Genomic DNA, 25,556 nt, shown 5'->3' on the forward strand with positions numbered 1-25,556 from the left:
CTACCCTCCGGCTTTCTCAGCTAATGCCTGCTCCAGCCCGGCCGCAAATACTGTGTAGGGTTGATAGCCTTTGGCCAGGATATAGCCCTCGTTACCCACGCGCAGCACAGTAGTGGGTAGGCCTTCCAGGTTGAGCCGATTAACAGTAGCAAATTCCTGTTGCACTACCTGGGCTGTTTCAGGCGCGGCCCACAGGCGCTGAAAAGTAGCTGCATCAATGCCGTATGGCTCAAGCAATGGTAAGTAGGTAGAGAGGTCCTTTAGATTCTGGCCATCGCGGAACAAGGCGGTTTGTACGTCGTGGGCAAACTGGATGGTGCGCTGCTGGTCGCCATCTAGTTGGCGGAATACAGTGATGGCACGGCTCGGTGGCTCCGAGTCAAGCCGCAGTGTGCCCTCTTCCCCTACCGTATGGTAGGCGGCACCAAACTCCGCCCCTGTTACTTCACCAATCTGTGCGGCCGCCCCGCTCAAGAAGTCCCAACTTTCACCAATGGACGTCACGTCGTTGCCCGTCAGCATGCCGCCGCACAGCACCGATACGTCTACGCGGCCTGCAAACGCCTGCTGCGCCTGCCGAATCACGGGGCTCATGCCGTAGCACCAGCCACACAACGGATCGAAGAGGTAGAGGATTTCGGGGCGGTCGGCGGTCTGTTCCATATGGCAAAAGTATAGGGTAAGCTATTAACAAAACAGAACGTCATTCCGACCAGCGGGAGGAATCTCGCGTGCTGAGGACGGAGGTAAGATACTACCCTCTGTCAGCACGCGAGATTCCTCCCGCTGGTCGGAATGACGTTCTTCTACTCTGGCTACAGTAAGAAGTTAGCCGTTCATCGAAATTAGGAACTCATCGTTGTCCTTAGTGCCTTTCATGCGGTCTTTCAGGAACTCCATGGCTTCGGAGGCCGTCATATCGGACATGAACTTGCGCAGCACCCAGATACGGTTCAACTCTTCCTTGCTCATCAGCAAATCTTCGCGGCGGGTACCGGAGGCCGGCACGTCGATGGCGGGGAAGATGCGCTTGTTGGCCAGCTTGCGGTCCAACTGCAATTCCATGTTGCCGGTACCTTTGAATTCCTCGAAAATCACCTCGTCCATCTTGGAGCCGGTTTCGATAAGAGCCGTGGCAATGATGGTGAGCGAGCCGCCGTTTTCCACGTTGCGGGCCGCCCCGAAGAAACGCTTGGGTTTGTGCAGCGCGTTGGCATCCACACCACCCGACAAGATCTTGCCCGAAGCTGGCTGCACCGTATTATAAGCACGTGCCAGACGCGTAATCGAGTCCAGCAGAATCACTACGTCGTGGCCGCACTCTACCAGGCGCTTGGCTTTTTCCAGCGCAATGCTGGCAATTTTCACGTGTCGGTCAGCGGTTTCATCGAAGGTAGAGCTGAGCACTTCGGCTTTCACCGAGCGGGCCATGTCCGTTACCTCTTCCGGGCGCTCATCAATCAGCAGGATAATGAGGTAGACCTCGGGGTGGTTCTCGGAAATGGAGTTTGCAATTTCCTGCAACAGCACCGTTTTACCGGTTTTGGGCTGAGCCACAATCAACCCACGCTGGCCTTTGCCAATGGGGGCAAACAGATCCAGAATACGCGTGCTATACTGGCCAGGCTTGGTGGTCAGCTTCAGACGTTCCTCTGCAAACAGCGGTGTGAGGTTGGTGAAGGGTATCCGGTCGCGAGCTTCTTCCAGTGAGCGGCCATTCACGTTTTCCACATTTACCAGGGCAAAGTATTTCTCACCTTCGCGGGGCGGACGAATGGTGCATTTGACCGTGTCGCCGGCTTTCAAAGCGAACTGCTTTACCTGCTGGGGCGCCACGTAAATATCATCGGGCGAGGCCAGGTAGTTGTAGAACGGCGAGCGGAGGAAGCCATAGCCACCGTCGGGCATCATTTCCAGCGTGCCTTCGCTCTGAATGGTGATATCCAGATCGTTGCGGGCAGGAGCGGCCTGCTGCTGACGAGGGTTCTGTTGCTGCTCCTCGCGGCGCTGCTGGCGCTGTTGCTCGCGGGCAGCAAACCGCTCCTCGCGGCGCTGGTCACGGTCGGCGCGGCTTTGGTCGCGCTCAGGGCGCGGCTCGCGGTTGTCGCGGCCGTTCTGGTTCTGGTCACGGTCACGTTCGGGGCGCGGCTCCCGGCCATCGGTACGCGGGGCATCGTTGCGCTGAGGACGGTCGTTGCTACGATACTCGCGGGGCGTGTCGTTGCGCTGGCCTTCCCGGTTTTCGCGACCATCGCGGCCGTTCTGGTTCTGGTCACGGTCGCGCTCGGGGCGCGGCTCCCGGCCCTCCCGCACAAAAGCCGTGGGCTGGTCGCGGAGAACGGGTGAGGGGGCAGCGGCAGTTTCAGATGCTACTGGCTCGTCGGCTACTGCTACGTCGCTGGCAGCAACTGCTGTTTCCGGTGCGTTTTCCCGGCTACTCTGCCCATTGCGGGGGCGGCGCTCGGGGCGCTGATAGAGCTTAATGGGGCGGTCGTTGCCGGCAGGGGTTTCTACGGAGGGCGCAGGAGTAGCTTCCGATTCCAGCGCAGGGGCAAATGCCGCAACTTCCGATGTGGGTGCTGGGGCAGCTTCTGGTTCCGGCGCAGGGGCCGCAGCTACGGCTGCGGGAGCGGGTGCTTCCGCTTCAGCCACCTCCGCTTCCGGAGCGCTGGCCGCCGGAGCCGCTGCTTTGGCACCACCACGACGCGGCGCGGCAGCCCGAGTAGCACGGCCATTGGCACGAGGCGCAGCCGGTGCCTCAGTTACTTCTGCGGGGACAGGAGTTGTGTTTTTTTGAGGTAGCTGATCGGCAGGCAGAATGGCCTGCTGATCGAGAATCTTGTAAATCAGATCCTGTTTGCTGAGTCTGCGGAAGTTACCAACCTTAAGCTCTTCTGCAATTTCCTTTAACTCGGACAGCAGACGGTTCTTCAACTCGTCAATAGTGTACATAATAGGTAGTAGGGGCGAAAAGGCGGGCTCGGGACCGAACACGCGGCCGCTTAGGCTTACGTTGGGCAACGAAGGCAACCGCCGGGCGGCGCGAAACGCGAAATCAGACTAAGAAAGAATGGAGGTACTGGGGAGGCGCTGGAAAATCGGCATGGGCCTCACAACAGTACAAATTACCTGTAGGCCCGGCAACAGCGGCCGGCTTGTTTAACGCAATGTTAGGGTAATACGCGCACTTTGCCAAATGAGATACATGGATTTTTGAAAAATCCAGACCACCCGGACTAGTGTGGGTACTGGCAGTCTAACGCTGGGCACGTAGCTTCCGTTCCGGCTGCGTACTTTTGCGTTCTCCCATTTCGCGATATCTCCGTCTTATGTTGCAAGTTTCCGTCCTGCGCGAGCACACCGCCGAGGCGCTGGCCGCCCTCGCCAAAAAGCATTACAAAACTGCCGAAGCCGACGTGCAGGCCGTTCTTGACCTCGACCAGCGCCGCCGCCAGCTCCAAACCGAGCACGACTCAGCTCAGGCCGAAGCCAACGAGCTGGCCCGCCAGATTGGTGGCCTGATGAAGGCCGGCAACAAGGCCGAAGCCGAGGAGCTGAAAGTCCGCACCGCTACCCTCAAGCAGCAAACCAAACAGCACGCCGACGAGCTGGCCCAGGTGGAGCAGGGTTTGCAACAAGTGCTCTGGAAGCTGCCTAACCTGCCCCACAGCAGCGTGCCTGAGGGCCGCACAGCCCAGGACAACGAAGTGGTGCGCGAGATAGGCGACAAACCCGAGCTACCCGCCGATGCCCTACCCCATTGGGAGCTGATCAAGAAGTATGACATCATCGACTTCGAGCTAGGGGTGAAAATCACTGGCGCGGGCTTTCCGGTGTATAAAAACCAGGGTGCGCGGTTGCAGCGGGCACTCATCAACTTTTTCCTCGACGAAGCCCGCGCCGCCGGCTACACCGAGATGCAGCCCCCGATTCTGGTGAACGAGGCCTCGGGCTATGGCACCGGCCAGCTGCCCGACAAAGAGGGCCAGATGTACCACGATGCACAGGATAATCTCTACCTTATTCCGACTTCGGAGGTGCCCATCACCAACCTCTACCGCGACGAGATTATTCCGACGGAAAAGCTACCTATCCGCAACACCGCCTACACGCCCTGTTTTCGCCGCGAAGCTGGCAGCTGGGGCGCCGATGTGCGCGGCCTGAACCGTCTGCACCAGTTCGACAAGGTGGAAATCGTGCAGATTACGCAGCCTGAAGAAAGCTATGCTATTCTGGAGCAAATGGTGGCGCATATCGAAAGCCTGTTGCAAAAGCTGCAACTGCCCTACCGTGTGCTGCGCCTCTGCGGCGGCGACATGGGCTTCACCTCAGCTCTCACCTACGACCTAGAGGTGTGGAGCGCCGCCCAGCAGCGGTGGTTGGAGGTTAGCTCGGCTTCCAATTTTGAAACCTACCAGGCCAACCGTCTTAAGCTGCGCTACCGCGCCGAAGGTGGCAAAACGCAGTTGCTGCACACGCTCAACGGCTCGGCGCTGGCCCTACCCCGCATTGTAGCGGCTCTGCTGGAAAACAATCAAACAGCAGATGGCATTGCGTTGCCGGAGGTATTGCATTCGTACTGCGGATTCAGCAAGATTGGGTAATTCCAGCTTTTCTTGCTGACTATCCTGATTTATCCGTGCTACCAAGTTCATCTTTGTTTGCGCAAAGAGGCCCGCTTCGAGCGGGCCTCTTCTTTTTCATACCCACGAATGCGCTGATTGCATCAATTTATAACAACGAAAAGCTGTACCTACCGCCCATCCCGAGCGGGCGGCAAATCCAGATCGAAGCGAATGTCGCGCATGCATTTGAAATGTCCTTGCGGGCACTGCCCGAAACCGATTTTGGAACACGGCCGACACGCCAGCCCTTCCACCTCCAGCACCCGAAACTCCGTGCGGTAGGGGTACATCCCAAAAGCCGGCACCGTATTGCCCCACACGCTGAAAATCTCTTTTTTGAAAGCCGCCGCAATGTGCATCAGCCCCGTATCGTGGCTGACTACGAGCTGCGCCTGCCGCACCAGCGAGGCAGACTGATGCAGGTTGAACTTGCCGCAGGCGTTGTAGATGAGGGTCTTAGGATCTTGGGGCCTTGGGGTCTTAGGAAAATAGTATGGGCTGTCGGGAATTTGGGCGGTAGGCGGTACTGCTGTGGCCGCTTCCTTCTCAAAAGCCAGCTCCACCACGTGGCCGGTGCTTTCGTCCTCGGGGCCGCCAAGTAGCACCACGGGCCGCCCTAGTTGCCCGCACAGCTCAATGATGCGCTCTACGGGCAGGCGCTTGGTGGCGTGCTGTGCCCCAATAGCGAAGGCCACGTAGCCGCGCTGGAAATGAGCCGGTAGCGTCGTGGCTAGGTCTACCTCATCTTTTTCGGGGATGAAGTAATCAAGGCCCTTGCCGTCGTTGCGCACGCCCAGGGGCGCGGCTGCGGCCAGGTAGCGGTCCACGATGTGCACGTGGGGTAAGCGGTTGATTTTGAAGCGTACCAATAGCCACTTCTGAAAATTCAGCTTATCGAAGCTGCTGCTGGGCACGTTGAGTTGCAGTTTCAACAACCTAGTACGCAGGTTATTGTGCAGATCAACGATGTAGTCGAATCGTTCGGCGCGTAGCTCTGCTGCCAACTCGCGTAGGGAGCCCGTGAGGTAGTGGCCCTTCTTGATGTAAGGGTTTGACTCGACCAAGCCGCGGTAGGCGGGCTTGGTGCAGAAATGCACCTCCGCACCGGGCACCTGCTGCCGGATGGCGCGCACCACGGGGGTAGTCAGCACAATGTCGCCGATGGAGGAAAAGCGCAGAACCAGAATTTTCATGCGGTAGGGACGCGCTACACGCGCCCGTCGTTGAACGGCGGTGTGGGCAACGTTATCAAACTAGAAAAACAACCTCAGCAACGATAGGTGCGGGCCACGCGCCCCTACTCAAACAACGACTTTTTATATTCCAGGGGCGGTTTGATATTAGCTTTTCGCTCGGCGAAATACGCCGCTACCTCTTCCACTGATAACGCATTAAACGTCATATCGGGTGTCAGCATACCCTTGCGGCCCATCAGCACGCCGTAGCGCATGTCGGCGTAGCCGTCAGTGTGGTGGGCGTCGGGGTTGATGCTGAGGCGCACGCCTTGGTCGAGGGCGTAGCGCACCCAGCGCCAGTCCAGGTCGAGGCGCCAGGGGTTGGCGTTGATTTCGATGATGACGCCATGCTTGGCACAGGCATCAATAATGGCTTTGAAATCAAGCGGGTAGCCTTCGCGGCGCAGCAGCAAGCGGCCGGTGGGGTGACCCAGCATGGTGCAGTAGGGATTTTCGATGGCGCGCAGCATTCGCTCGGTGGCCTTGCGCTCGTCCATACGCAGGTTGCTGTGTACGGAAGCCACCACGAAATCGAAGGAGCTAAGCACGTCGGGCGTGTAGTCCAGCGCTCCATCACTCAAGATATCGCACTCAATCCCTTTGAAAATGCGGAACGGGGCTAGCTCCTGGTTTAGCTGGTCGATTTCCTGTTGCTGCTGGCGCACGCGCTCCGGTGAGAGGCCATTGGCGTAGTGCGCCGCCTGCGAGTGGTCGCAGATGCCGAGGTACTGGTACTGGTGGTCGCGCAGCCACTCGGCCATTTGGCGCAGGGTGTGGGCACCGTCGGAGTAGTTGCTGTGGTTGTGTAGGGAGCCGCGCAGGTCGGTGTCTTCCAGCAGGCGCGGTATTTTCTGCTCTTTGGCTAGAGTTAGTTCCCCCCTACCCTCACGCAATTCGGGCACCACGTATTGCAGGCCGGCTTTCTCGTAGATGGCTTCCTCTTGATAAAATCGCTCTTTCTTGACCACTTGGCGCAATGTGGCCGGCTGACCGGGCATGGCGCCGGGTAGGGCCTCGGTGAGGTGTTCTTCGTTGCCAGTAAGCAGGAACAGCTGGTTGGTGAAGTTTTCCTTGGTCACGAAATGCACCTCCACTTTCACACCCGATTCGGTGGTGGTGCCGCGCCAGCAATATACCCCGCACTGGGTAGGCTCGGCGGCCAGGCCTTCTAGCGCATCCAGGGCATCGTGGCCGCGGTCGGGAGTAGAGGTAGCGGCTACCAGCACAATAGTTTCGATGGTTTCGAGGCAACGGCGCAGCTCCCCGGCCACGGCCACCTGCTCGGTGCGTAGCGCCTCGCGGAGGCGGGCTTGCAGGTCGGCGGCCAGGGCTTCGGCCTGCGGAAACAGCAGCTTACCTTTGCTTTGGCTGGTAAATTCGAGGGCGGCTAAAATCAGGTCCTGGGTCTTTTTGCCGAAACCTTTCAGTTTGCTGATTTGGTCCTGCTCGGCAGCTTCGCGCAGTTGCTCGGGGCTTTCAATACCAGCCTCGCGCCACAACTGACGGATTTTCTTGGGGCCGATGCCTTTGATGTTCAGCAGTTCCACTACGCCGGGTGGCGTAATGGCTAGCAAGCGCGTCAGCTCATCGAACGAGCCCGTATCAAGTAGCTCGGCCACGCGGGCGGCGGCGCTTTTGCTCAGGCCGGTGCGGTCGGGCAGACCGGTGCGGTCCACGTCGGCCACCTGAAAGTTGAGCTGATCAAGGGCATTGGCGGTGCCTTCGTAGGCGCGGATTTTAAACGGATTCTCGTCGTGCAGCTCCAGCAGCTGGGCCGCCAGTTTGAAAGCCCGAATCAGGTCACGATTGGTCACGGGGTAGGGAACTTAGGAGTTTGGGTCGCGCCGGATGCCGGGTGCCAGGCAGAACGCAGCTCGGTAAAGATACGGGCAAACTGGTAGCTTAAGCCCGGTTTTGCTCCAGCGGACCCCAGCGCGGTAGTTACCGTATACAACACTACGTAGGTTTCGAGCCGGGCGCTGCGTTTTTTGTTGCCCGTGCCGTTTTCATCTCCTTGCTCTGAGTATTATGCGTCTTTTTACTTTCCTTGCCTTCCTAAGCATCTTGTTTTTGGCCGCTACCTGCACGCAGTCCAGTATCAACCTGCGCAAACTGGAAGGCACTTGGTTGCACGCCCACGAGGAAGACCAGGAGGGCGTCTTGGTCTACCGGCCCAACACCTATGCGTTTCCGCCCTCACGGGGCCGCACTGGCTTTGCCTTCGACCGCGCCGGCTTGTTCACGCAATACGACATTGCCCCCACCGATGGCTTGGAAGGCCACGAAGGCACTTGGAAAATGGACGGCGACAACACCGTTCTTATTTCCCTGGAAGACAAACAGGAGCCAGATTACCGCCTGGAAATCGTCTCCCTGGAAAATAATGTGTTAAAAGTACGACGGCTAGAAAAGTAGCGTGCAACGTTTGGGGCAGCAAGGAGGCTCTTGGTTGAAATTATTACTCCTTCTCTTACATGCGTCTGCTAACACTATTTTTTGCAGTATTTCTGTTTTTACAGTTGGCTTCTTGCGAGTCGGACGCTGATGTTGCGCCGACGCAGACCCAGCTAGTTGACCGAATCTGGCTGAGGTCGCACGAAGAAGAAGCGGCGAACAGCGCTATTCAGGTTTATCGGCCTAAAGGTTACTCGTTTCCGCCCTCGTGGCCGCGCTCAGGTTATCTTTTCCATACGGATGGGCGTTTAGTTCACTACAGCCCGGCTCCTGATGATGGAGGTTCTATCCCGGAAGAAGTAGGGATATGGACCTGGGAGAGCTCGAACATCCTTCACGGCCATCTTTCCGCGCAGTATGGCTCCGAATACAAGTTGAAAGTTGTTGAGCTAACGCCAGAAGTCTTAAAAGTAGAGCAAGTGCAATAGCCACGTGCAACGTTTGGGGCAAGATATGGCTCCTTTTTACGTTACGTCACTGCTTGTCTAGATTCACTACTGTATATGCGCTTTTTAGTACTTCTCGGCTGCTTTTTGCTCGCCAACTTATTGTTTAGTGCTTGCTCCGCGGATGATGAGACCGTGTCGCCGGAGGCAGTGAATTCGTACTTGTTTGGTCAACTATGGTTGAATTCCTACGAGGCCAAGTCGGATGAAACGCCTACCTACCGCCCGGATAACTACACGTGGGTTGAGCAACCAGTGCGTTACAATATGCCATTTGAAGGCGGCGACGGCTTCCGCTTTGAGAAAGATGGCACCCTGCTCTACATCGCGCCCGGTATTGGTCCTGGCCCTACCCAACACCAGGGCGTTTGGTCGCAGAATGATGATAAAACGATTTTCTACGTGCATCTCAACGACAACTCCAGGCCCGATTTTCAGGTGCAGATTGTATCGGCCACCAGTGATTTGCTGCGCGCCCGCTACCTAAGATAGCAATTGCTACCCTACTGAAGCGGCCTACCTGGCATAATCCGGGTAGGCCGCTTTGTTATAAGTTTGTAGTTCTCATTTTCCGTTTGCTTTCTATGAACTACTGGCTCGTTAAATCCGAACCCGAAAAATACTCCTGGCAGGATTTTCTGCAAGAAGGCCGCACCGACTGGACGGGCGTGCGCAACTACCAGGCCCGCAACTTTTTGCAGCAGATGCAACCCCAGGATCTGGTGCTGTTCTACCACAGCGTATCCGACAAAGAAATAGTAGGCGTAGCCGAAGTAGTAGCCCCCGCCGCCCCCGACACTACTGCCGAAACGGGCAGCCCGTGGGTAGCCGTAGCCCTAGCCCCCCGCGAGGCCTTACCCCAACCCGTGTCGCTGGCCCAAATCAAGGCCGATGAGCGCCTAACTCAAATAGCCTTGTTGCGTCAGTCGCGGCTGTCGGTGATGCCGCTTCGGCCCGAGGAGTTTGACACCTTATTAGAGCTAGGCGCAAGGTAAGAGACCTACCTCTCTAGGCCCTTCCAGCTGTTATCTAAGCCGGCTTTACTTCACGTACGGCCGGCTTTTTTGTGGAAAACGGTGTCGATTAGCATCAGGTAGTAATAAACCAACCCGTGGGCGCTGGCTTTTCTGGTTGATTTATCGTAATTCTACCACTACGCCCTTTCTACACCTATCGATGAAGCTATTTTTACTACCCTTGCTCTGGCTGTGTATAGGCTCGGCGCTGGCCGCCGAGGAGCCCACGCAGCCCGCCCGTCTGGAGCTACCCCTGGATGCCTACAACAGCGAAGTCAGCATTCAGCCCCTACCCGCCGATAGTAGTGTGGTGTTGCTAGTGGAGCAGCTGAAGCCCGGCGCTTTCACTACTACGCTCAGCTTTCAAAAATACGACTACCAGTTGCGACCCGTGTGGTCGTCGCCGCTGGAGGTGCCCAAGGGCTTTTCCTTTGATCGGCTCACCTCCGATGGCATGACAGTCTACGCGCTGTTCCGGCCCGATTTGCTGGGCAAGCAGCTGTGGATAGCCGAGCTGGATGCTCAGACGGGCGTATTGTACGCGCACATGTTTGAGGCGGAAGATGTGCGCAGTATCTACGATTTTCGGGTGTTGCGCGGGCAGGCGTTCCTGACGGTGATGGTTGAAAATCATCTGACAGCGTTGCTGCTGAACTTGCGCCGCAACCGCATTAGCGCGCTGCCCGCCATCTACGAGCAGCTGCCTACCAACTTCACCTTTGCCGTCGACCCATTAGCGCAGCGCGTCGATTTCATCAGCAGCCAGACCAACGGTTACAAAACACGCCTGCAAGTGAAAGAGCTGTCGGCGGAAGGCCAGCTGCTACGCTCGGAGTTTGTGCAGGCCGAAAGCGACCGGAACCTGCTTATGGCCCAACTCAGCCCTGGCCTCCGCGACCGGCTGCTGCTGGGCACCTACAGCCTGCGCGACACGCGCTACGCCCAGGGCCTGTTTGTGGCTGATCTGAACGAGGCGCCTACCCTCACGGGCAGCCGCCGCAGCCTGCGCTTCTACGATTTCCTGAACCTGAAGCACTTCTTCGATTTTGTGTCGCCCAAGCGAGCAGTGCGGCTGAAAGTACGTGGCGAGCAAATGCGCGCCACCAACCGCAACCTCCGCCTGCACTACCGTTTGCTCACGCACGAACTATTGCCCACCTCCTATGGGTATGTGCTGGTAGGCGAGGTATACAATCAGCGCTTTCGCAACACGGTGCCCTACCAGCCCAACTCAGGTGTTCCGCTGGGCGCTTACGGCAACAACACCGAGGGCTATTATACTACCCACGCCATCGTCTGCGGCTTCGACCATGAGGGTAATCTGTTGTGGGACAATACGTTTGTCTTGAAAGATGCTCGCAGCTATGATTTGGTGGAGATGGTGCAGCTGCGTCCCCTACCCGATGGCCGGCGGTTTGTATTGGCCTACCTCGATGAGTATCGCATTCGCTACAAGCTGATCGACGGTGCCAATGCCTCTTCCAACGACCTGATGGTGCCCGTGCAAACCACCCTCAGCGACAACAAGGAAAAGGCCAACAACGCCACCCAACAAGGTATGCTGGCCTGGTACGGCAGTCGCTTTCTGGCCTTTGGCTACCAGCACATTAGAGCCACCAATGGTACCAACCGCGACGTGTATTTCCTGAATGCTGTGGCGTTCGACAAAATGACTGCGAAGTAAGTTGCCCAAAGCATAGCAGCGGAATTTGGCGCAATTTAGGCGCATGAAACGCTATGCTTTTTCCTTAGTAGCCGCGCTGGCGCTGCTGCTAAGTGGCTGCCGGGCCAGTGGCCTCGGCACGCCGGCCCGTACCGTGGCCGAGTTTTTTCGCAAGTACGATGGCCGCCCCGGCTTCCGCACCACCGAGTGGTCGGCGGGGCTGACTACGCGGCTGCTGCTGGGCCGCCTGGGCAAGCTAGGTGGCGACAACGACCTAGCGCAGGCGCTAACGGCTATTCGAAGCTGTAAGGTGTTGGCCTTTACACCTACTTCATCGGGGGCGCTGAAGCTTACCAACGAAGGGCTGAGCCAGGAAGTAGACGGTTTGCTAAAAAACGAGCGGTACACCCCCTTGGCCGTATCGGCCCCTGATAACGATACGGCATTACGCTACGCCGTTCGGCAGCAGGGCGACCAAGTGCAGGAGATGGTAGCCACCGGCCACCTCAACAGCGCCCCCGACTCGTTTGTGCTGCTCGATGTAAGCGGCAACTTTACGCGGGCACAGGCCGAGCGACTGGCGGAGTTCCTACCCAATGTGGTACGCGAAACCGCGCCGTAATCTGAGAATTCAATCAACACAAAAAAGGGGCGAACCAATGGTTCGCCCCTTTTGCTTTAGCGCAGTGCAGGATTAGGGTTGCGGCTGGCTAGGGATGTAGAATTCGAACTTGAACTCGGCGCGGCGGTTTTTCGCCATGTTAGCACGCGAGGTGTTCGGAACAACTGGCTTGCTTTCGCCGAAACCTTCCGTTGGGATACGGTTCGTGTCGATGCCTTTGCCAGTGAAGTACGTCTTAGCCGACTCAGCGCGACGCTCCGACAGGCCTTGGTTGTACTCATCGGTACCGCGGCTGTCAGCGTAGCCCGAGATGCGGAGGCTATACTCGGGGTGGTCGTTCAGTACTTGTACCATCTTATCGAGGGTAGTGTACGAGCTGCGCTGGATTACTGTGCTATTGGTTTCGAAGCGGATGGGTTGCTCCAGCTTGCGGATTTCAGCGGGGATAGGCAGCGGGCAACCAGTCGAGTCAACCGTCACGCCAGCCGGAGTACCGGGGCACTTATCCACGTCGTCATTCACACCGTCACCGTCAGAGTCTACTACTACTGGGCAGCCGGTTGCGTCAACCTGGGTACCAGCAGGGGTGTTGGGGCACTTGTCGTCTTTATCAGCTACGCCGTCGCCGTCAGAGTCAGGGCAGCCGCGCAGTGCGGGCAGACCAGCCTGGTCGGGGCATTCGTCTTCTGAGTCACGTACACCGTCACCGTCACGGTCGGGGCAGCCTTCCAGCGAAGCCAAGCCTTTCTCGGTGGGGCACTTATCCTGGTAATCTGGAACACCGTCGCCGTCGCCATCAAGTGGGCAGCCGTTTTCGTCTACTGCTACACCAGCAGGAGTGCCGGGGCACTTGTCTTTGCGGTCTGGAACACCGTCCATGTCCTCATCCTTCGGCTTGCCAAACGCGATGTTCAGGCCAGCCGAGTGCTGCAAGAAACGGTCATCCCAGCCATCATTGTCGCCGCCTACGCTACCGTCGAGGTTGGCTTTGTAGCCTACTACCTGCGAAGTCTGCACGAAGATGCCGATGTTGTCGCTGATGCGGAAGTTGATACCCAAGCCAGCCTGACCAGCAAATTTGGTCTCGTCAGCGTTGATGTTGGTATTTACGTTGTTGGAACGGTACTGACCTTCACGGCTGTAGTACAGAATGCCAGGAGCCAACAAGATGTAGGGCTGCACGAAGGCATCTTCCTTCAAGGCCCAGCCATTGTTCAGCATCAGCTTAATCGGCACATTGGCGCTCACAATGTTCGTGGCGAAGGTGCTGCTGTTGGTACCGATGGACTTCTTCAACTCAGCATAGCTGCCTTGCAGACCAATGCTGAGGCCGGGAGCGATGTACTGGTTGATAGAGATACCAGGGCCCCACTTGGAGCGGCTGAAGTCCCAATAATCAGAACCCAGGTTGCCTTTATACTGGAAGGCATTGGCTGAGAGGCCAATCACCGTCTTGTGGTCAGAGGTCTGTGCCTGGGCTTTGGGGGCGGCTGCGAACATGGCTAGTCCGAGTGCCGCCGTTGTGGTTAAAAGGTGTCTCATAGAAGAGAAAAAATTGGGTAAAACTTGTAGTAGATCCGCTCAATATGGGAGAGAGTATGAGGCGGAATATGCTGCCTATACCGTTCTAGGGAGAATAAAGTTGTAGTAAGTGCGTATTCGGTCACGTATACCCTACACTGATTTACTACCCTATAAAGCCCATTTTCAAGCAAATCGACCGCATTTTAGGCCTTATTTTCCAGCATAAAAAAATATATTTTATTCATTGAATATAACAAACAGAGCCTCAGAAACTCCGATCAGAAATTAAAATTCCCGTCATGCTACACGTTGGCAGCACGGCGGGAATTTCAGTTGAACGCTGGTGATAGCGCTGTATCAGCGTCCGGCTTGCATCAGGCGCTCAATATCATCTGCCTCTAACGGGATGTTTTTCATCAGGTCATCGTTGCCGGTTTCCGTGATGAGAATATCATTTTCCAGGCGTATGCCAAGGCCTTCTTCCCGGATGTAAATACCCGGCTCGCAGGTATACACCATGCCCGGCTCAAACACCCGGTATTTGTCGCCTACATCGTGTACATCGAGGCCCAGGTAGTGAGAGGTGCCGTGCATAAAGTATTTCTTATACAGGGGCGCGGCGGGGTCTTGGTTCTTCACGTCGTTTGCGTTGAGCAGGTCCAGCTTAATCAGTTCCTGCTCCATGCGGCGCCCCACGGCGGCGTGGTACTCCTCAATATTGTTGCCAGCCACTAGCTGCGAGGTGGCAAACTTCATTACGCTCAACACAGCCTCGTACACATCGCGCTGGCGCTTGGTGAACTTGCCATTCACCGGGATGGAGCGCGACAAATCGGCGGCGTAGTTGGCGTATTCGGCCCCAAAGTCCATCAGCAGCACATCGCCATCTTTGCACTCACGCTCGTTGCTAACGTAGTGCAGGATGCAGGCATTTTCGCCCGAGGCAATAATGCTGCTGTAGGCCGGCCCGCGCGAACCATGGCGCAGGAACTCATGAAAGATTTCGGCCTCAATCTCGTATTCCATCACGCCCGGCTTCACAAAGCCCAGTAGGCGGCGAAACGCTTTATCGGTGATGTCGGCAGCCTGGCGCATCAGCCGGACTTCCTCATCGCTTTTAATAGCGCGCAGCCGGTGCATGAGTGGAGCCACGCGACGGTACTGATGCAGGGGGTAGGCTTCGCGCAGCCACTTGCCAAAGCGAGCATCGCGAGTTTCCACCTCCACCACAGCCCGAATGTGCTCGTTGGTGTTTAAATACACATTTTCAGCCTCATTCATCAGGGCCGGCAGCACCGATTTAAACGAGTCGAGCCACATGATGGTGGGCACTCCCGACTGTTGGCGGGCCTGGTCTTTGGTGAGCTTGTAGCCTTCCCACACCAAAATATGCTCGCTGGTTTCGCGCAGGAACAGAATTTCGCGGTACTGCGGCAACTTGGCATCGGGGAAGATTACCAGGATGCTTTCCTCCTGATCGACGCCGGACAGGTAGAACAAATCGTTGTTTTGCCGAAACGCCATGGTGCCGTCGGCATTGGTGGGCATGATGTCGTTGGCATTGAAAATAGCCAGCGACGCCGGGGGTAATAAGACCTTGAAATGGCGGCGGTTTTCGATGAATAACTGTGGGTCGATGGGGCCGTAGCGCATGGAAAAGACAGGATAGAAGATGAGGACGACGCCAAAATAGCGCCGCAGCAAGTTAACAGATTGAGCCGGCGATTGTCCCGAAAAGCTATTCCCTACCCCACCAGCAAGCGCTACGCCGCAGCCACCAGTTGGGCATTGCTGAGGTGCATAAGGCAGGGCGGGTGGGGTAGCAGTGCTAGGTATTCATCGGTGCGGTGCTGGCCAAATGGAAGTAGGAGAGCATGCGCGTGGGTGTTGCAAGCGGTGCCCGCCAGCGCTTGCAACCCCTAATAGGGTAGCAGAAGAAGTAAGCAGGTTGTAGTAGGCAGCAAATGGTCCGTGCCGCCGCCGGAGCCACCGACTAAAACGCCCACTTCTCCTTCCCACATAGACTTAGGCAGAGAATGCACAATAGCAGATACACCAACCGGCAACAGCAGTAGCACCAGTGACGCCACCTCGGCTTTTGTAACGAAATGCAGATGAGTAGAGGGAGTGAAATTGGTGCAAGGAGAGCATAAAACCGGCACGCATCAACATGTTGCCCAGCTAGTTTGGAAGCCGAAAAGGAATACGCATAGCCTATCGATGTTACGGGTTATAAGGGAAGGAATAAAATTTGGCCGTCATTTTGCACTATACCAATAAAGTTGCTTTTCTAAACAGTTGGCTTTTTCCGATACAGCAATGCTCCCTAACCGCTCTACCCTACTTATTCAAACTGGCTCGTTGGCTGATGTTATTCTGCTCACAGCTCTAATCGAATACCTTCGCCTGATAGAACCAACCAGTATTTTAGATGTATTGATTCAGCAAGAACACACTAGTGTGTTACAAAATCATCCTTTTATAAATCAGATACTTACAGTAGAAAAATCACAGATCAAACTACCCGTTGCCCATCAGCTACTGCGGCAGATCAGGGCGGTTAACTACCACCGGGTCATTAATTTACAGCACTCTACAGCCACAGGCTTGCTAACCGCTTTTTCTGGCGCCGAGGAAAGAATTGGATTTACTAAAAATCCGTTATCTACGGGCTTCACGCGGGCCGTTCCGTATTTCATTGCAACTGATACGCACGAGGTGGCGCGCAACCTGCAACTGCTGGCTCCACCCGCCTACACGCCCCTTACGCTGCCACGCCTCTACCCTACCCTCGCCGATGTGGAGGCAGCCATGCCCTATACGCTGGCGGGTAACTACTTATGCCTGGCACCCGGCGCCGACCAGCGCACCCGGCAGCTGCCTACCGAGCAATGGCTGAAGCTGCTGGCCGCCCTACCCTCCTGCTACCCAGTATACCTGGTAGGTACTACCGCCGACGCCGCCTTGTGCGCGGAGCTAGCCGCACGTAGCCACCGTTCGGGAGTTGTTAATCTGGCTGGGCGGTTATCGGTGCTGGCTACGGCGGCGCTGCTACGCGGGGCCGTACTCAACTACGTGCTCGATTCGGCCATGCTGCACCTGTGCTCGGCGGTGGCGGCGCCTACCTGCGCGGTGTACTGCTCTACGGCACCCACCTTCGGCTTCGGGCCGCTCAGCCCACAGGCCTGGGTAGTAGAATCGGCAGCAGACCTAGAGTGCCGCTCCTGCGACGTGACGGGGTATGCCCAATGCCCGCTCACGCATTTTCTGTGCGGCCGGGGCATCGGCACAGCCCAACTGTTGGCCCCACTGGCCGAGGCAGAACGGCTGCAGCGTATGATCGCGCCCCAGGAAGTGGTATATCGCGAACTGATGCGGGCCTAAGGCAGCGGCGTATTTCGTTGGCTTTTGTTGCTCTTTTTGTACGTTGCCCTCATGCAGCACGTACCTTTGCAACTACGCACCGGGCTTGGCTGTTATAGTAGCCCAGCCGGCCCCTACCCCGGCCCGCCGAGGTTTTTGCCTTTCTACTTTTCTGCTTTTCCCGACGAATGCTCGACTACGATTTGCTCGAACTGCCCAACGGCATTCGGGTACTCCATAAACAGGTACCTCACACTAAAATCGCGCACTGCGGCTTTCTGCTTGATATTGGCTCGCGCGATGAGCGCCCCGAGCAGCAGGGCTTAGCGCACTTCTGGGAGCACATGGCCTTTAAAGGCACTGAGCGCCGCAAGAGCTTCCACATTCTCAACCGCCTTGAAACCGTTGGCGGCGAGCTGAATGCCTACACCACCAAGGAAAAAATCTGCTTCTACGCCTCGCTGCTCAGCACGCATTTCGAGCGGGCCTTCGAGCTGCTGACTGACCTCACCTTCCACTCAGTATTCCCTGAGAAAGAAATCGAGAAGGAGCGCGGCGTGATCTTGGAAGAAATGTCGATGTACCTCGACGCGCCCGACGACGCTATTATTGATGATTTTGACGAGGTAATTTTTGGGCAGCACGCCCTAGGGCACAACATCCTAGGCACGCGCCAGAGCGTAAGCAGCTTTCAGCAGGCTGATTTCCGGCAGTTCCTGAGCGAAAATGTGCGCACCGACCGGTTGGTGTTCAGTTCCGTGAGTAACCTGCCATTTAAGGAGGTGAAGCGCCTGGCCGAGAAATACCTGGCGCCCCTACCTGCCCAACTGGGCGACCGGCCCCGCACCAGCTTTGCTGGCTACCAGCGCCGCGAGCTGCTGGAGCGTAAGCCTATCACGCAGGCGCACTGCCTCATCGGTGGCCCGGCCTATGCTATTGATGATGACCGCCGGATTCCGTTTTTCCTGCTCAACAACGTGCTGGGCGGTCCCGGCATGAACTCGCGTCTGAACCTGGGTGTGCGCGAGAAGTTCGGCTTGGTCTACGCCATCGACTCCACTTACTCGCCTTACACCGATACGGGCATGTTCGGTATCTACTTCGGCACCGAGAAAAAGCAGGTAAACCGTACTATTGGCTTGGTGCAAAAGGAGCTGAAAAGGCTGCGTAAAAAGCCGCTCGGCGGCTTGCAGCTACACACTGCCAAAGAGCAGCTCATGGGCCAATTGGCCATGGCCGAAGAAAGCAACGGCGGCCTGATGCAGCTCCTCGCCAAGAGTACGCTGGACCTGAACCGCGTGGAGCCCATCACCGAAATCTTTGATCGGGTGCGCACTATCACCGCTACGGAGTTGCTGGATATGGCCAACGATGTGCTGCGAGAGGATAACTTGAGCGTGTTGCAGTACGTGCCTGAGTAAGGTGAGTGGTGAGTAAGCTTACGGCTGTCATCCTGAGCTTGCGAAGGACCTTATCACGGCAGGACGTCTATCGTTCTAGCGTGATAAGGTCCTTCGCAAGCTCAGGATGACAGCCGTTTTAAGACAGCCACCTTTTTACCCCTTTACCAACTTATTAGCATGCCTATTTTCGGCCACATTGCTTCCTACCGGCCGGGCGACTTATTCGAGAACCGCTTAGCGTTGTCGCTGGTAGGAATGCACCGGCCACGGCGGGCGGGCGTAAGCGGCACGCAGGCCGAAGGCGCTGACTCGATTGTGCTGGCCGGCGCGTACGAGGATGATGAGTTTGCGGAGGAGGAAATCATCTATTCCGGCAGCGGCGGACGCGACCTACGCACTGGTCGACAGGTGACCAACCAGGAAATGACGGGGCGTAACCTAGCCCTGCGCCGCAGCCAAGAAACCGGCCGGCCCGTACGGGTGCTACATAAGGTGAGGTACGAGGGTGGGGAGATGTTTCGCTACGAGGGATTATTCCGCGTCACAAAGTATTATTTCGCCCAAGGCAAAGCCGGCTTCCAAGTGTTGAAATTTCATCTGGTTCCCTTCTCTACCTGATTGCGTGTTACTTTGCGGGCTTACTGTGCCTTGCTGTCTTACCCTTCCTCCGTATGCCGTTCACCCTTGCTCACCCGGCCATTGTAGTGCCGTTGCTGTACAAAGGCCGCCGCTGGCTGTCGGCTACGGGCCTGATTCTGGGCAGCATGTCGCCCGATTTTGAGTATTTCCTGCGGTTGCGGCCGGGCGGTGGGTTTGGGCATTCTACGGTAGGTATTTTTGTGCTTGACTTGCCCTTAGCACTGGTGCTCACGGGCTTGTTTCATGGGCTGGTGAAACGGCCGCTGGTGCGCAGTATGCCGGTGTTTCTGCGGCGTCGATTCGGGCGCTTTGCTGCCCAGTACTGGCCCCTTAGCAACCTGTGGAGCCCGCGCCTGCTGCTGGCTATTATCATTGGCGCCGGGTCGCACTTGGTGTGGGATGGTGTGACGCACACGCGGGGCCGCATTGCCCATCAACTTCCCTTTCTGATTGATACTGTGCACAACCGGCCGCTGTTTGTGTGGCTGCAATACGGCTCGTCGCTAGTAGGCGTGCTGATAGTGCTGTGGTTTGTGTGGCAGTTGCCGGTTACGCGACGTCCGCCGCGCGTGTCTACCCGCCAGCAAGCTATTTTCTGGCTAATTACCGCTACGTTGTTCAGTATGTTTGTGCTGATTTTTGCCTGGTACAGCCACCATCACTACGGCATGAATTTCATCATTTCGGGGCTGGTAGGGAGCATCAGCGCGGGTGTGCTGGCCGTGGTGCTTACTTCGGCCTTCGTACGGCTACTCCGCAACGACTGGCCCGCCGAGCAAACCGCCTATCCTTCTTCATGACCGACGAAACCGACCTCTACGCCGAAGCCCATACCTCCCCCGAAACGCCTCTGCTAGCTCGCCTCAACCGCGAAACACACGTGCAGGTGCTGGCTCCCCGGATGCTGTCAGGCCACTTTCAGGGCCGGTTGCTGAGTATACTCAGCCACATGATCCGGCCGCGGCGGGTGCTGGAGCTGGGCACGTTTACGGGCTACTCGGCCCTGTGCCTGGCCGAGGGCCTACCCGCCGACGGCGAGCTGCACACCGTGGAGCAAAACCCCGAGCTGGAAACTCGTATCCGGCGCTACGTGGCCGAGGCCGGCCTCAGCAACCAAGTACACCTGCACATCGGAAAAGCGCTGGAAATACTCCCTACCCTACCCGGCGAGTGGGATATGGTGTTTATCGACGCCGATAAAATCAACAACGACGCCTACTACGAGCTGGTGTTCCCGCAGGTACGGCCAGGTGGTTTCATCCTGATTGACAACGTATTCTGGAGCGGCAAGGTCCTATCCTCCTACCCCATCAAGGCTGGCGACAAAGACGCCTGGGCCGTGCGTGCCTTCAACGATAAGGTGCAGCAGGACGAGCGGGTGGAAAACGTGTTCCTACCCTTGCGCGACGGGCTGCTGCTGGTGCGCAAGCGGTAGTTTATGGACGTAAAAGCAGGTCGAAACCTGAGGTCAGCTCTAGCAATGAAAGTTAGTCCTGACTATCACTGATTTCAGAGCATTCCAGGCTTTTTAATTACGCTTTATTTTGCACTTGTCGCTGGACACGTACTTTGAAAAATAGAGGACTTATAGCTGTCAGACCCATGAAAGCAATACGATAGTGAAATATGCCGATATGCTGGTAACGTAGCAACATCTTTGTGTTAAAGAGAAAAGAGCGCTGTGCATAATGTCGATATTTTTCAAAGTCGTTGTCTTGCAAGGCCAGTTGAGTTAGCTTGTAGTGAAACCACTTTAGAACGGGTATTATCTCTTTACTGTACTGATGTTTAAAATGCTCATTTATAGCACAATACAATTCTATCATACGCTCCCAGTAGCGATATCCGTGTAGCAAGTTAGTGGCGCCGCCATCGTGCCGACGGTATACAGCCATAATACCTGGTACTAGTTTCAGCGAGCCAAAAGAAGCTAATAGAATATAAAAGGGTGTGTCGCCTACCACTGCGTTGCGCAGCCACTCGGGGTACTCGGTGAAGAGGTGGTTGCGAAACACAACGGAAGCAGTAGGTATAAGCCACTTTCCAATCAATTCTGGAAGAGTGTAGTCGGTTTTGATGTAGTTGTGAAACAACTCCATTTCTCGGTCTGGCTGCTGCTCAAACTTCATCCAGCAGTTGTGGAAGCACAGCACGTAGTCCGGATTAGCTTCCAGAAAATCTACCTGTTGCTGGAGCTTGGTGGGGTCGGTCCAGTAGTCGTCGCCCTCGCAGAACGCAATGTATTTGCCGGTGCAGGCTTCGCGGGCCAGGCGGGCGTTGGCCTGCGCACCTACGTTTTGCGCGTGCAGCAGCAGCCTGATGGTATCAGGGTAGCGCGCCTGAAACTCCTGGCAAATCTGGCGGGTGTTGTCGGTGCTGCAATCTTCCCCGATTACCACTTCAAAGGGGAAGGACGTTTCCTGGGCCATAATTCCATCCAGGCACTCCCGCAGGAAGCGCCCGTGGTTGTAGGTGATGACCCGCACGCTTACCAGCGGCACCTCACTGTGCATTGCGCAGCATTTTAGCTGGGTTACCGGCCCAGATTTCCAGCTCGCCTACATCCTTCAGCAGCACACTGCCCATGGCCAGGGTAGAGTAATTGCCGATGGTCAGAAACTCCCGTACCGTGGCGTTCATGCTGATGTGCACGCCTTCGCCTACCTGCAAGTTGGAGCCCGAGCAAGAGCCGGCCGCCACAAACGTGTGGGCGCCAATGGTGCAATTGTGGCTGACAATGGCCCCAATCATCACGCGGGTGCACTTGCCCAGCTTCACGCTGGTCGAAATAATGGCGTGGGGCATCACCACGCACCCCGGCCCCAACTCTACGTTGGCGGCGATGTAAGCCGTCGGGTGCACGAAGGTAGCGAGCCGGTCATCCGGTATGTTCAGCGACTCGAACAGCGCAATTCGCTCCCGCTGCCCGTCTATCTTGTAAATCGTGTTGAGGAAGTAGTAGCCTTCTTCCAGCAGCCTCGGAATATCCTGAAGCCCGCCCTTCACGGGGTAGCCTTCTATTTCTTCGCAACCGTCCCGGTCGTTTACGTAGCCGCAAAACTGGTATTCCTGGCTACCCCGCTGGGCCGCATCCAATATGGCATTGCCAATAACGGAGGCATTGCCCTGTCCGCCTAGTATTAGTACGTTTTTCATAGGAGTTCGTAGTCTTGTAAAAAGGCCATAACTGTCTCTTTCTCGTTGTACATCAGCACATCCAGGATGGAAAGCCAGGGCACAAACCCGTTGTCTGGCACGGGTTGCGCGTACCGGATGGGTAGGGATTTCACGAAGTGCAGCGCAATGCCGTGCTCAGCAAAGAACTCTTTAGTATAGAGCGCTTCGCCGCCGATAGGGTTCAGATATTGGTCGCCGCCCTCTTGCTGCACAATGTCTACTAGGCGGGCGCCTTTGCTGAGGTGGGTGTTGTGGTAGGGCTGCTGCGAACTAGTGACAATCGGCGTATCAATGCCAAGGTAGGCGCACACAGCCCGGATGCTGTGGGTGGCTACCTCCGCAATGGTAGCGGGGCCGCTACCCTCCAACACGCGTTGCACCAGCGGGTAGACCTGCTCGAAAAACGGCGCTTTTCGGTAGGCCATTTCCATGGTCAGGCGCACTTTGCGCACTTCTTTGCTTGCCCAGTCTACCTCTACCTCATTAATGAGCTTGTTTTGGCTGGCATTCAGGCAGGGCAACGTGAATAGATGCTCGGCTCCGTGTAGCAGAATGCGGTTGCGGTTGATCCACCCTTTTTTGATGTAGTGCACATCGTCGTACACCACGAATAAGTCGGCCGCGGCCAGCAGCTGGAAGTACCCGATGTAGGGGAATAAATACGGCTGCATGATGGCGACTTTCATAGGCTAGACTAGGTTTGGGCTGAGTAGGTAAGCGGGCGGCTTCTCGCTGTGAAGCGAAGCAGCCGTCAACCGGCCATGCGCATGGTGAGGTACTTCTCCCTGGAGAAATCGTATAGGTAGCGCAGGTTTTTTCCGGTTGAAGATGGCTGACAGCGTGAGGTAAATGGCCCCGCCCACCACGACCCACATCAGCAAGGTCCACCAAGTGAAAACCTGTAGCTGCTCACTACCCCACAGCAGGGTCATGCCCATAGCAAGCGATGTGCAGAAACTAGGCAGCAAGTCGCGCAGCTGGTGCGCAAAGCCGTAGGCAATCAGCTGCTTGGAGTAATGCGTATTGATTATCAGGGCCACGAATGACAAGGCAATTTGCCCGTAGATCAGGCCCATCACGCCCCACCGATAGGTGAGCAGCAGGAACACCACCGTCAATGCCTTCTTGATTATCTCGAGAACGAGAAACAAGTCAGACCGTTTTTTGAGCGTCAGGATATTCAGGTTCAGGGCGTGAATGGGGTAGAGCAAGCCCACGAACGCAAGGCCTTGCAGCAGCGGAATAGCGCTGGCCCATTTATCCGTAAACAGCACCAGTATCACGCTCTTGCTCAAGCCCATTAGGCCCATCAGAATCGGGAAGTAGGCAAACGACACTAGCTGCATGAGGCGCTTGTAGGCTTGCGTCAACCGGGGCGGATCGTCCTGCAACTCAATCAGAACGGGGTAGGAAACCCGGCCGGTGACCTGCGAAACCAGGGTCTGCGGAATGTCTTTCAGGTTCACGGCGCGGTTGTAGAACCCCAGCGCAGAAGCCGAGTAGAACTTACCGATCAGCAACGGATATATATTGCGAAAGCCCGTATCGAGCAGGCTAGAAAGCAGCATTTTGGAGCCGAACCCGAAGAAATCCTTGAACGAGGCTGTAGAGAAATTGAACGACGGAAACCACGCCCGCGCTGCCCAATACAGCACATTGGTAATGAGCGCGTTGAGCAGTTGCCGCATCACCAGCGCCCAGTAGCTCCACCCACGGTAGGCCAAATACAACCCAATACCGCCGGAGAGAATATTACTGACCAGCGAGCGGAGGCTGATGGTGCGAAAATCCAGCAGCTTCGTCAGCCGGATGTTCTGCACGATGTTCAACGAGTTCAACATCAAGCTGATGCCCAACACTCGGATAATGTCCGTGAGCAACGGCTGCTTGTAAAACTGCGCCACCAGCGGCGCGCAGGCAAACACAATGGCGTAGGCAGCAACAGACAAGCCCAGATTACTCCAGAACACGGTGTCGTAGTCTTCGGGAGTGGCGTCTTTTTTCCGAAGCAGCGCGCTACCCAGGCCCGCATCCGTAAACGGCTGCAACAGGGCAATGAAAACCGCTACCATGGCTATCAGGCCGAACTCACTGGGCCCCAGGATTCGGGCGAGGAAAACGGAAATCAGAAAATCACTGATCAGGCTCCCGAATCGCTCCCCCGTGAGCCATACCATGCTCACGGCCGCGCGGTCTTTTAGGGTTTTTTCCTTCATAAAGCCGCGGAAAGTTTGCGACCAACCAGTAAAAGCGCCGGGGAAGTTGGCCTAGCTAACCGCCGCCGTTTTGGGTAGGCCGCCCTCAATACCGTTCAGCGCGAAGAATGGCCCGACAAATCATCTTCACTTCCTCCACCGATAGCTCGTGGTACAGCGGGAGGCACAGCACGCGGGAGGCAATATCGGAAGATACCTGCATCTTCTGGCCGGGCCGCACGTAGCTCAGCTTTTCCAGGGAGGGGTAGAAATACCGCCGGGGGTAGACGTACACGCCGTGCATGGCATCAATCATTCGCAACAAAACCGCCTCACTTTCAAACACAACCGGGTAGTAGGCGTAGTTGAAGCCGGCATTGGGGTGCAGGAAAGGCTTGCCTACCTGCAAAGACTTCAGCATGCGGTGGTAGACCTCGGTCAGTTCATGCCGCCGATCCAGGATTTGCTGCACGTACTTAAGGTTGCACAAACCCATGGCGGCGTGAAACTCGCTGTTCTTGCCGTTGATGCCTACCCCCTGGAACGTTTCGGGGCCATGGAAGCCGAAGTTGCGCATGTGCGCAATCTTGTTGGCCAAGCCCGCGTCGTGCGTGATGAGCGCGCCACCTTCAATGGTGTGGAACAATTTGGTGGAGTGGAAGCTCAAGGTGCTGATGTCGCCCTGATGCAGTACAGAGCGCCCCTGATACTGGGTGCCAAACGCGTGGGCTGCATCGTAAATCACGCGCAGCTTGTGCTTGGCGGCTATTGCGCTTATTTCCTTCGCAGCACACGGATTACCGAACACGTGCGTAGCCAGAATGGCTGTGGTTTGGGGCGTAATGGCGGCCTCAATCAACGCTGGATCAATATTATACGTGGCGGGGTCGATGTCGACAAAAACCGGGGTACACCCCTCCCACACAATGCTGCTGGTGGTGGCAACGAAAGAAAACGGGGTAGTAATAACTTCCCCCTGCAGATCTAACGCTTTAATAGCCAGCTGTAAGGCAATGGTGCCATTGGTCACGTAGAACAAGTGTGGTACGCCAAAATAGTTTTTTAGCGTAAGCTCCAACTCATTGACTAACGGACCATTGTTAGTCAGCCATTTTCTCGACCAAATTCCCCGCAGGTAGTGGTCGTATTCCTCTTGAGGCGGCAGAAAAGGCTTTGTAACATTTATCATGTAGG

At 56.5% G+C, this 25,556-nt stretch carries 24 protein-coding genes; 12 read left to right on the plus strand and 12 right to left on the minus strand.

What is annotated here, in order from left to right; translation table 11 throughout:
* A complete protein-coding gene (locus tag F1C16_RS13375; protein ID WP_185281137.1) occupies nt 1-663 on the minus strand; it encodes a DsbA family protein in 663 nt (220 codons plus the stop codon).
* Between the two features lie 165 nt (nt 664-828).
* Complete coding sequence (rho, locus tag F1C16_RS13380) at nt 829-2,952, minus strand: transcription termination factor Rho (RefSeq protein ID WP_185281138.1); 2,124 nt, start codon at nt 2,950-2,952, stop codon at nt 829-831.
* A gap of 377 nt (nt 2,953-3,329) precedes the next feature.
* On the opposite strand from rho, the gene serS reads away from it, so the two are divergent.
* A complete protein-coding gene (gene serS, locus F1C16_RS13385) occupies nt 3,330-4,604 on the plus strand; it encodes a serine--tRNA ligase (RefSeq protein WP_185281139.1) in 1,275 nt (424 codons plus the stop codon).
* Between the two features lie 149 nt (nt 4,605-4,753).
* Here the strand turns inward: serS and F1C16_RS13390 are convergent, their stop codons facing one another.
* Nucleotides 4,754-5,818 carry a glycosyltransferase family 9 protein gene (locus tag F1C16_RS13390; protein WP_185281140.1) on the minus strand — a complete coding sequence of 355 codons (1,065 nt, stop codon included), beginning with the start codon at nt 5,816-5,818 and terminating at the stop codon, nt 4,754-4,756.
* A 104-nt stretch (nt 5,819-5,922) separates the two neighbouring features.
* Complete coding sequence (gene polX / locus F1C16_RS13395) at nt 5,923-7,674, minus strand: DNA polymerase/3'-5' exonuclease PolX (RefSeq protein WP_185281141.1); 1,752 nt, start codon at nt 7,672-7,674, stop codon at nt 5,923-5,925.
* Between the two features lie 214 nt (nt 7,675-7,888).
* Between polX and F1C16_RS13400 the strand changes: the two genes are divergently transcribed.
* The 6 genes from F1C16_RS13400 (at nt 7,889) to F1C16_RS13425 (ending at nt 12,061) form a co-directional block, all read left to right on the plus strand.
* Entirely contained in the window at nt 7,889-8,275 is a 387-nt protein-coding gene (locus tag F1C16_RS13400) for a hypothetical protein (protein WP_185281142.1), read from the plus strand.
* Between the two features lie 59 nt (nt 8,276-8,334).
* Nucleotides 8,335-8,742, plus strand: a complete 408-nt coding sequence (locus tag F1C16_RS13405; protein ID WP_185281143.1) for a hypothetical protein — start codon at nt 8,335-8,337, stop codon at nt 8,740-8,742.
* 75 nt (nt 8,743-8,817) lie between these two features.
* The gene (locus F1C16_RS13410; RefSeq protein WP_185281144.1) at nt 8,818-9,252 is read left to right on the plus strand and encodes a hypothetical protein; all 435 of its coding nucleotides are present in this window, start codon (nt 8,818-8,820) and stop codon (nt 9,250-9,252) included.
* Nucleotides 9,253-9,344: 92 nt separating this feature from the next.
* Nucleotides 9,345-9,755 (plus strand): EVE domain-containing protein, encoded by a 411-nt coding sequence (locus tag F1C16_RS13415; protein WP_185281145.1) that lies wholly within the window; start codon nt 9,345-9,347, stop codon nt 9,753-9,755.
* A 181-nt stretch (nt 9,756-9,936) separates the two neighbouring features.
* Nucleotides 9,937-11,460 carry a hypothetical protein gene (locus tag F1C16_RS13420; RefSeq protein WP_185281146.1) on the plus strand — a complete coding sequence of 508 codons (1,524 nt, stop codon included), beginning with the start codon at nt 9,937-9,939 and terminating at the stop codon, nt 11,458-11,460.
* 43 nt (nt 11,461-11,503) lie between these two features.
* Nucleotides 11,504-12,061, plus strand: a complete 558-nt coding sequence (locus F1C16_RS13425) for a DUF4252 domain-containing protein (RefSeq protein ID WP_185281147.1) — start codon at nt 11,504-11,506, stop codon at nt 12,059-12,061.
* 72 nt (nt 12,062-12,133) lie between these two features.
* Here F1C16_RS13425 and F1C16_RS13430 read toward each other — a convergent pair whose 3' ends face one another.
* The 3 genes from F1C16_RS13430 to F1C16_RS13440 form a co-directional block, all read right to left on the minus strand.
* Nucleotides 12,134-13,603 carry an OmpA family protein gene (locus F1C16_RS13430; protein WP_185281148.1) on the minus strand — a complete coding sequence of 490 codons (1,470 nt, stop codon included), beginning with the start codon at nt 13,601-13,603 and terminating at the stop codon, nt 12,134-12,136.
* A 339-nt stretch (nt 13,604-13,942) separates the two neighbouring features.
* Nucleotides 13,943-15,238 (minus strand): aminopeptidase P N-terminal domain-containing protein, encoded by a 1,296-nt coding sequence (locus F1C16_RS13435; RefSeq protein WP_185281149.1) that lies wholly within the window; start codon nt 15,236-15,238, stop codon nt 13,943-13,945.
* A gap of 110 nt (nt 15,239-15,348) precedes the next feature.
* A complete protein-coding gene (locus F1C16_RS13440) occupies nt 15,349-15,501 on the minus strand; it encodes a hypothetical protein (protein ID WP_185281150.1) in 153 nt (50 codons plus the stop codon).
* Between the two features lie 403 nt (nt 15,502-15,904).
* Here F1C16_RS13440 and F1C16_RS13445 point away from each other — a divergent pair, with 403 nt between their 5' ends.
* From F1C16_RS13445 to F1C16_RS13465, 5 genes are all read left to right on the plus strand, one after another.
* The gene (locus F1C16_RS13445) at nt 15,905-16,969 is read left to right on the plus strand and encodes a glycosyltransferase family 9 protein (RefSeq protein WP_185281151.1); all 1,065 of its coding nucleotides are present in this window, start codon (nt 15,905-15,907) and stop codon (nt 16,967-16,969) included.
* A gap of 167 nt (nt 16,970-17,136) precedes the next feature.
* On the plus strand, nt 17,137-18,369 hold the full coding sequence (locus tag F1C16_RS13450; RefSeq protein WP_185281152.1) for a pitrilysin family protein: 1,233 nt from the start codon (nt 17,137-17,139) through the stop codon (nt 18,367-18,369).
* A gap of 159 nt (nt 18,370-18,528) precedes the next feature.
* Nucleotides 18,529-18,969: a YDG/SRA domain-containing protein gene (locus tag F1C16_RS13455; protein ID WP_185281153.1), complete on the plus strand. Its 441-nt coding sequence runs from the start codon at nt 18,529-18,531 to the stop codon at nt 18,967-18,969.
* A gap of 53 nt (nt 18,970-19,022) precedes the next feature.
* Nucleotides 19,023-19,790: a DUF4184 family protein gene (locus F1C16_RS13460; protein ID WP_185281154.1), complete on the plus strand. Its 768-nt coding sequence runs from the start codon at nt 19,023-19,025 to the stop codon at nt 19,788-19,790.
* Entirely contained in the window at nt 19,787-20,425 is a 639-nt protein-coding gene (locus F1C16_RS13465) for an O-methyltransferase (protein ID WP_185281155.1), read from the plus strand. The genes F1C16_RS13460 and F1C16_RS13465 overlap by 4 nt, the downstream gene beginning before the upstream one ends.
* Nucleotides 20,426-20,522: 97 nt before the next feature.
* On the opposite strand, the gene F1C16_RS13470 is transcribed toward F1C16_RS13465, so the two are convergent.
* The 5 genes from F1C16_RS13470 to F1C16_RS13490 form a co-directional block, all read right to left on the minus strand.
* Nucleotides 20,523-21,503 carry a glycosyltransferase gene (locus F1C16_RS13470; protein ID WP_185281156.1) on the minus strand — a complete coding sequence of 327 codons (981 nt, stop codon included), beginning with the start codon at nt 21,501-21,503 and terminating at the stop codon, nt 20,523-20,525.
* Nucleotides 21,493-22,146 carry a hypothetical protein gene (locus F1C16_RS13475; RefSeq protein ID WP_185281157.1) on the minus strand — a complete coding sequence of 218 codons (654 nt, stop codon included), beginning with the start codon at nt 22,144-22,146 and terminating at the stop codon, nt 21,493-21,495. The genes F1C16_RS13470 and F1C16_RS13475 overlap by 11 nt, the downstream gene beginning before the upstream one ends.
* Nucleotides 22,143-22,853 (minus strand): WbqC family protein, encoded by a 711-nt coding sequence (locus tag F1C16_RS13480; protein WP_185281158.1) that lies wholly within the window; start codon nt 22,851-22,853, stop codon nt 22,143-22,145. Before F1C16_RS13480 ends, F1C16_RS13475 begins: the two co-directional genes overlap by 4 nt.
* Before the next feature lie 3 nt (nt 22,854-22,856).
* Nucleotides 22,857-24,383: a lipopolysaccharide biosynthesis protein gene (locus tag F1C16_RS13485; protein ID WP_185281159.1), complete on the minus strand. Its 1,527-nt coding sequence runs from the start codon at nt 24,381-24,383 to the stop codon at nt 22,857-22,859.
* Between the two features lie 85 nt (nt 24,384-24,468).
* Nucleotides 24,469-25,551 (minus strand): DegT/DnrJ/EryC1/StrS aminotransferase family protein, encoded by a 1,083-nt coding sequence (locus tag F1C16_RS13490; RefSeq protein ID WP_185281160.1) that lies wholly within the window; start codon nt 25,549-25,551, stop codon nt 24,469-24,471.
* Nucleotides 25,552-25,556 lie beyond the last annotated feature (5 nt).

The organism is Hymenobacter sp. NBH84, from assembly GCF_014217645.1.
Classification (GTDB): domain Bacteria; phylum Bacteroidota; class Bacteroidia; order Cytophagales; family Hymenobacteraceae; genus Hymenobacter; species Hymenobacter profundi.

What these genes read in the sequence shown, in the direction of transcription:
- F1C16_RS13375 (WP_185281137.1), bottom strand. Translation starts at nt 663, where the DNA reads ATGGAACAGACCGCCGACCGCCCCGAAATCCTCTACCTCTTCGATCCG.
- rho (WP_185281138.1), bottom strand. Translation starts at nt 2,952, where the DNA reads ATGTACACTATTGACGAGTTGAAGAACCGTCTGCTGTCCGAGTTAAAG.
- serS (WP_185281139.1), top strand. Translation starts at nt 3,330, where the DNA reads ATGTTGCAAGTTTCCGTCCTGCGCGAGCACACCGCCGAGGCGCTGGCC.
- F1C16_RS13390 (WP_185281140.1), bottom strand. Translation starts at nt 5,818, where the DNA reads ATGAAAATTCTGGTTCTGCGCTTTTCCTCCATCGGCGACATTGTGCTG.
- F1C16_RS13400 (WP_185281142.1), top strand. Translation starts at nt 7,889, where the DNA reads ATGCGTCTTTTTACTTTCCTTGCCTTCCTAAGCATCTTGTTTTTGGCC.
- F1C16_RS13405 (WP_185281143.1), top strand. Translation starts at nt 8,335, where the DNA reads ATGCGTCTGCTAACACTATTTTTTGCAGTATTTCTGTTTTTACAGTTG.
- F1C16_RS13410 (WP_185281144.1), top strand. Translation starts at nt 8,818, where the DNA reads ATGCGCTTTTTAGTACTTCTCGGCTGCTTTTTGCTCGCCAACTTATTG.
- F1C16_RS13415 (WP_185281145.1), top strand. Translation starts at nt 9,345, where the DNA reads ATGAACTACTGGCTCGTTAAATCCGAACCCGAAAAATACTCCTGGCAG.
- F1C16_RS13420 (WP_185281146.1), top strand. Translation starts at nt 9,937, where the DNA reads ATGAAGCTATTTTTACTACCCTTGCTCTGGCTGTGTATAGGCTCGGCG.
- F1C16_RS13425 (WP_185281147.1), top strand. Translation starts at nt 11,504, where the DNA reads ATGAAACGCTATGCTTTTTCCTTAGTAGCCGCGCTGGCGCTGCTGCTA.
- F1C16_RS13430 (WP_185281148.1), bottom strand. Translation starts at nt 13,603, where the DNA reads ATGAGACACCTTTTAACCACAACGGCGGCACTCGGACTAGCCATGTTC.
- F1C16_RS13435 (WP_185281149.1), bottom strand. Translation starts at nt 15,238, where the DNA reads ATGCGCTACGGCCCCATCGACCCACAGTTATTCATCGAAAACCGCCGC.
- F1C16_RS13445 (WP_185281151.1), top strand. Translation starts at nt 15,905, where the DNA reads ATGCTCCCTAACCGCTCTACCCTACTTATTCAAACTGGCTCGTTGGCT.
- F1C16_RS13450 (WP_185281152.1), top strand. Translation starts at nt 17,137, where the DNA reads ATGCTCGACTACGATTTGCTCGAACTGCCCAACGGCATTCGGGTACTC.
- F1C16_RS13455 (WP_185281153.1), top strand. Translation starts at nt 18,529, where the DNA reads ATGCCTATTTTCGGCCACATTGCTTCCTACCGGCCGGGCGACTTATTC.
- F1C16_RS13460 (WP_185281154.1), top strand. Translation starts at nt 19,023, where the DNA reads ATGCCGTTCACCCTTGCTCACCCGGCCATTGTAGTGCCGTTGCTGTAC.
- F1C16_RS13465 (WP_185281155.1), top strand. Translation starts at nt 19,787, where the DNA reads ATGACCGACGAAACCGACCTCTACGCCGAAGCCCATACCTCCCCCGAA.
- F1C16_RS13470 (WP_185281156.1), bottom strand. Translation starts at nt 21,503, where the DNA reads ATGCACAGTGAGGTGCCGCTGGTAAGCGTGCGGGTCATCACCTACAAC.
- F1C16_RS13475 (WP_185281157.1), bottom strand. Translation starts at nt 22,146, where the DNA reads ATGAAAAACGTACTAATACTAGGCGGACAGGGCAATGCCTCCGTTATT.
- F1C16_RS13480 (WP_185281158.1), bottom strand. Translation starts at nt 22,853, where the DNA reads ATGAAAGTCGCCATCATGCAGCCGTATTTATTCCCCTACATCGGGTAC.
- F1C16_RS13485 (WP_185281159.1), bottom strand. Translation starts at nt 24,383, where the DNA reads ATGAAGGAAAAAACCCTAAAAGACCGCGCGGCCGTGAGCATGGTATGG.
- F1C16_RS13490 (WP_185281160.1), bottom strand. Translation starts at nt 25,551, where the DNA reads ATGATAAATGTTACAAAGCCTTTTCTGCCGCCTCAAGAGGAATACGAC.